We start from the raw sequence: 4,281 nt of genomic DNA on the forward strand, positions 1-4,281 counted from the left end.
GAGTGATCAGGGGTAAATTCAGGGACTTTTTCCCTGAAAATTAGGTAATTGACCCCCTCAAAATCGGTAAAACCCCACACCCCACACCCCACACCCTACACCCTGCCCCTAGGAAAAACTTTTTCAGCAAACCCTAATTAAGCGACGATGAAAGAACCGTTAATTGAATTGAGAGGAGTATCGAAAAGATTCGGGGATAATGTTATTCTCGATGGTTTAGATTTAACCATTTATCGAGGGGAGGCCCTGGTAATTATCGGGCCGTCGGGAACGGGAAAATCAACGGTTTTACGGTTAATTGCGGGATTAACGGGGATAAATGCTGGAGAAATTCGTATTAAAGGTCAATTGCGTCAGGGATTGCTAGAAGATGGTCGAGAAGCGATGCGAACTTCCTTAGTTTTTCAACAAACGGCCCTGTTTGATTCTCTCACCGTCGGGGAAAATGTCGGTTTTTATCTTTATGAACAAACTAATTTAAAAAAAGCCATAATTAGGGAATTAGTGGAAAAAAGCCTGGAAATGGTCGGTTTACAGGGAATTAGTGACCTTTATCCTTCGGAACTATCGGGGGGAATGCGTAAACGGGTGGCTTTTGCCCGCGCTATTATCACTAATCCCGATAATCCGGCCGATAATCCTGAATTACTGCTGTATGATGAACCTACCGCCGGATTAGACCCGATAGCTTCCACAATTATCGAGGATCTAGTGCGGACTCTCCATGAAAAATCGGGGTCTGCGAACACTTATGTGATGGTTTCTCACCAACAAAGCACCATCCGACGCACCGCCGATCGAGTAGTATTTCTCTATCAGGGAAAAGTGCAATGGCAGGGATTAGTGGCAGATATCGATCGTACCGATCATCCCATGATCCGGCAATTTTTTAGCGCCAGCATTGAAGGCCCGATTAGGACAATCGTTTAAGCTAGATTAAGCTAAATTAAGAACTATCGAGAATGAGAGAAAAATCATGCAGAGTTCGCGAGCTTTACGGGAAGGAAGACTAGGTTTGTTTGCTCTAGGCGGATTATTGGTCTTTGGGGCGCTCGCTATCTGGGTTCGCGGGGGGGGATTTGGTCAAAGAACCTATCAATTAATCTTCGAGTTTGCTGACGTGGAAGGGTTACAAGTCGGGGCGCCGGTACGTTTTCGCGGGGTGAGAGTGGGAAGAATTACGAGTTTTATCCCGGGGAGTAATCAAGTGGAGGTTATTGCCGAAATCGCTTCTGCTACTTTAGTTATGCCTAGGAAGGTAACTGTTACTACCAATCTTTCCGGATTAATTGGGGAGGCAGCCATCGATATCACTCCCTTAGTTTCTTTAAGTGCTGAGGCCAAAAATCTCGACCCTCTGGCTCCCGACTGTGATCAACAGTTAATTCTCTGTAATAATACTCGTTTACAGGGGACAACAGGAACACAATTAATGTCTAGTGTTGGTCGTTTAGTGGATACTTTTACCAGTCCTGAATTTGTGGGTAATCTCAATGATGTCACCAAAAATACCGCTATAGCAGCTCAAAAAATCGCCCGTTTATCCGATGATACCTCCCAGACTATCCGTAATGCCCAAAGAGAAATCTCTCGTCTATCTTTGGAATTAGCTACCACCAGTCGCTCGGTCACTAATACGGCTAATAATGCCTCCCGTTTTGTCAATACTTTAGATAATACCGTTCAGGAAAATCGCAGTCAAATCAGCAGGACTTTTCAACAATCTTCCCAATTGGTCGCTAATCTCAATGCTGTTCTCAGCGAAAATCGGGGACAAATTGTTAATACTCTCGGTAATATTAATCAAGCTAGTTTAGGTATTGGTAGTCTCGCTAATAATCTCAATAATACCGCCCTGAAGTTGAATGCAGGTTTAGATGAAATTGATACTAAACAAGTCATGCAAAATATCGAGACTATTTTGAATAATGCGGTGGAAACATCGAATAATTTACGAGAAATTACTAAAACTATTAACGATCCTGCTACAATTGTTGTACTGCAAAAAACTCTCGAATCCGCTAGGGTTACTTTTGAAAATACTCAAAAAATCACCTCCGATATCGATGAGTTAATCGGTGATCCCCAATTTCGCGAGAATTTAAGACGTTTAATCGATGGCTTAAGTAATTTGCTTTCTTCTGGGGAACAATTAGAATATAATTTGCGTATCGCTCAAACTTTAGATACCATGACTCAAGAGTTAGCCAAACAAAAAGTTTTGACCATCTCTCGACCTTCTTTAAATCCTCAGCAAATGCAACTCTATCCCCAAGTTATTGTTCAACAAACCCCCACCGGTGAAAAATGACAAAACAGCACAATTCAAGCGATTTTGGGTGATCAGTAAACAGTAATCGGTGAAATGAAAAATCACATCTGATAACTAATAACTGATAACTAATAACTGATAACTGATAACTGATAACTGATAATAATATGTCGAAATCAATTTGTATTACTCTTGGAACTCGTCCCGAAGCGATTAAATTAGCTCCCGTTATTCGTGCTTTTCAAGAATCGGAACAGTTTCAAACCCATGTAGTTCTGACGGGACAGCATAAAGAAATGGTAGCGCAGGTGATGGAATTATTTGCTTTAAAAGCAGATGAAAATCTCGATATTATGCAAACCCGTCAAACCTTAACTGATATTACTTGCCGCAGTTTACGGGGTTTAGAAACAGTTTTTGAGCGCATAAAACCAGATTTAATTATTGTGCAAGGTGATACTACCACTGCTTTTGCTGCTGCTTTAGCGGCTTTTTATCAACAAATTCCTATCGCCCATGTGGAAGCAGGATTAAGAACTAATGATATCTATAATCCCTATCCCGAAGAAGCTAATCGTCGCCTAATTTCTCAACTGACTACCCTACATTTTGCTCCCACTACTTTAGCCGTGGAAAATTTACAAAAATCCGGGGTGACAGGAAATATTCACCACACCGGTAATACAGTTATTGATGCTTTATTAAGCGTAGCCAAAACCGCTCCAGAATGTCAAATTGCGGGCTTAAATTGGTCAGATTATCGGGTTTTATTAGCCACGGTTCACCGCCGGGAAAATTGGGGCGAACCCTTACAGGATATTATCAAAGGATTCACTTTGTTGTTAGAAAAATATACCGATACAGCCCTATTATTACCCCTGCATCGCAATCCCACCGTCCGAGAACCAATAAAGTCCGCTTTGGGCAATCATCCCAGGGTATTTTTAACTGAACCTCTCGATTATGCCGAGTTAGTGGGGGCGATTCAACGCTGTTATTTATTATTAACTGATTCGGGGGGCATTCAAGAAGAAGCCCCTAGTTTAGGAAAACCGGTTTTAGTATTGCGAGAAACCACGGAAAGACCGGAAGCAGTACAAGCGGGAACCGCGAAATTAATTGGGACAAATCCCGAGCAAATTTTAGCCGCAGCGGGAGAATTATTAGGGGATAAAATCGCCTATGATCGTATGGCTAATGCCATTAATCCTTTTGGAGATGGACAAGCATCCCAAAGAATCCTCCAAATCGTCCAAGATTTTTTGGCTTAATCTATGACTACTTGGTTGGGTATCGACCCCGGATTAGCGATTGTCGGTTGGGCTATTCTCCGGGATAATAGTGAGTTAATGCCGATTTTAGTCGATTACGGCACGATCGAAACTTCTAAAAATCTTTCTACTGCCCAGCGTTTGATCGAAATTGAACGGGATTTAAAGGAGTTAATCGCAGAATATAAACCGGGGGAAATTGCCGTGGAAATGCCCTTTTTTAACCGGCAAATCAAGGCAGCCGGTGGAGTCCTGCAAGCATTGGGAATTATCAATCTAGTTAGCTGTCGCGATGGAGGAATTGAACCGATTTTCCTCCATCAAGCTAGTTGGAAATGTCATCTGGGCCATGGTAGGGCCACTAAAGCTGAGGTGGCCGAACAAATTAAGTATTTATTCGGATTGACAAAAATGCCTATTAATGATGCTGTAGATGCTATAGCGATCGCATACGCTGCTTTCAGTGGCGTTCGCAATCAAATCTCTTGAAGCAATTTGACGAAATTGGCGCAAAAATTTAGCTGACAACTAAAAGCCATCTTTAAGCTTGCACTATCTTAGTTCGATGGGACGGTTGAAGATAATAAGGCCTTCAAATATTGGGACTTAAACAAATTTCAAGCCCAAACAAAGCCTAAACTGGCTTTGTAAGCGGCAAACACATCCCGATTCTCGGTCAGCCACTCAAAGAAACGGAAAGACATCGCTGTCCGAAAAGCTGCCAAGGCTTCCACAAAA

4 protein-coding genes are annotated in these 4,281 nt (G+C 42.2%); all 4 read left to right on the plus strand.

The window, feature by feature from the left end:
• Positions 1-147 precede the first annotated feature (147 nt).
• The 4 genes from O9295_RS08565 (at position 148) to O9295_RS08580 (ending at position 4,032) form a co-directional block, all read left to right on the plus strand.
• Positions 148-930 carry an ABC transporter ATP-binding protein gene (locus O9295_RS08565; RefSeq protein WP_002739028.1) on the plus strand — a complete coding sequence of 261 codons (783 nt, stop codon included), beginning with the start codon at positions 148-150 and terminating at the stop codon, positions 928-930.
• A 46-nt stretch (positions 931-976) separates the two neighbouring features.
• Positions 977-2,311, plus strand: coding sequence for an MlaD family protein (locus tag O9295_RS08570; RefSeq protein WP_288032675.1), 1,335 nt, complete (start codon positions 977-979; stop codon positions 2,309-2,311).
• A gap of 128 nt (positions 2,312-2,439) precedes the next feature.
• A complete protein-coding gene (gene wecB, locus O9295_RS08575) occupies positions 2,440-3,543 on the plus strand; it encodes a non-hydrolyzing UDP-N-acetylglucosamine 2-epimerase (RefSeq protein ID WP_288032676.1) in 1,104 nt (367 codons plus the stop codon).
• Between the two features lie 3 nt (positions 3,544-3,546).
• Complete coding sequence (locus O9295_RS08580; protein ID WP_002763127.1) at positions 3,547-4,032, plus strand: crossover junction endodeoxyribonuclease RuvC; 486 nt, start codon at positions 3,547-3,549, stop codon at positions 4,030-4,032.
• Positions 4,033-4,281 lie beyond the last annotated feature (249 nt).

It is taken from the genome of Microcystis sp. LE18-22.4A (genome assembly GCF_027531105.1).
Classification (GTDB): Bacteria; Cyanobacteriota; Cyanobacteriia; order Cyanobacteriales; family Microcystaceae; genus Microcystis; species Microcystis aeruginosa.

Bases quoted from the DNA above. Each gene is read 5' to 3' on its own strand.
- O9295_RS08570 (WP_288032675.1), top strand. From the start codon at position 977: ATGCAGAGTTCGCGAGCTTTACGGGAAGGAAGACTAGGTTTGTTTGCT.
- O9295_RS08580 (WP_002763127.1), top strand. From the start codon at position 3,547: ATGACTACTTGGTTGGGTATCGACCCCGGATTAGCGATTGTCGGTTGG.
- O9295_RS08565 (WP_002739028.1), top strand. From the start codon at position 148: ATGAAAGAACCGTTAATTGAATTGAGAGGAGTATCGAAAAGATTCGGG.
- wecB (WP_288032676.1), top strand. From the start codon at position 2,440: ATGTCGAAATCAATTTGTATTACTCTTGGAACTCGTCCCGAAGCGATT.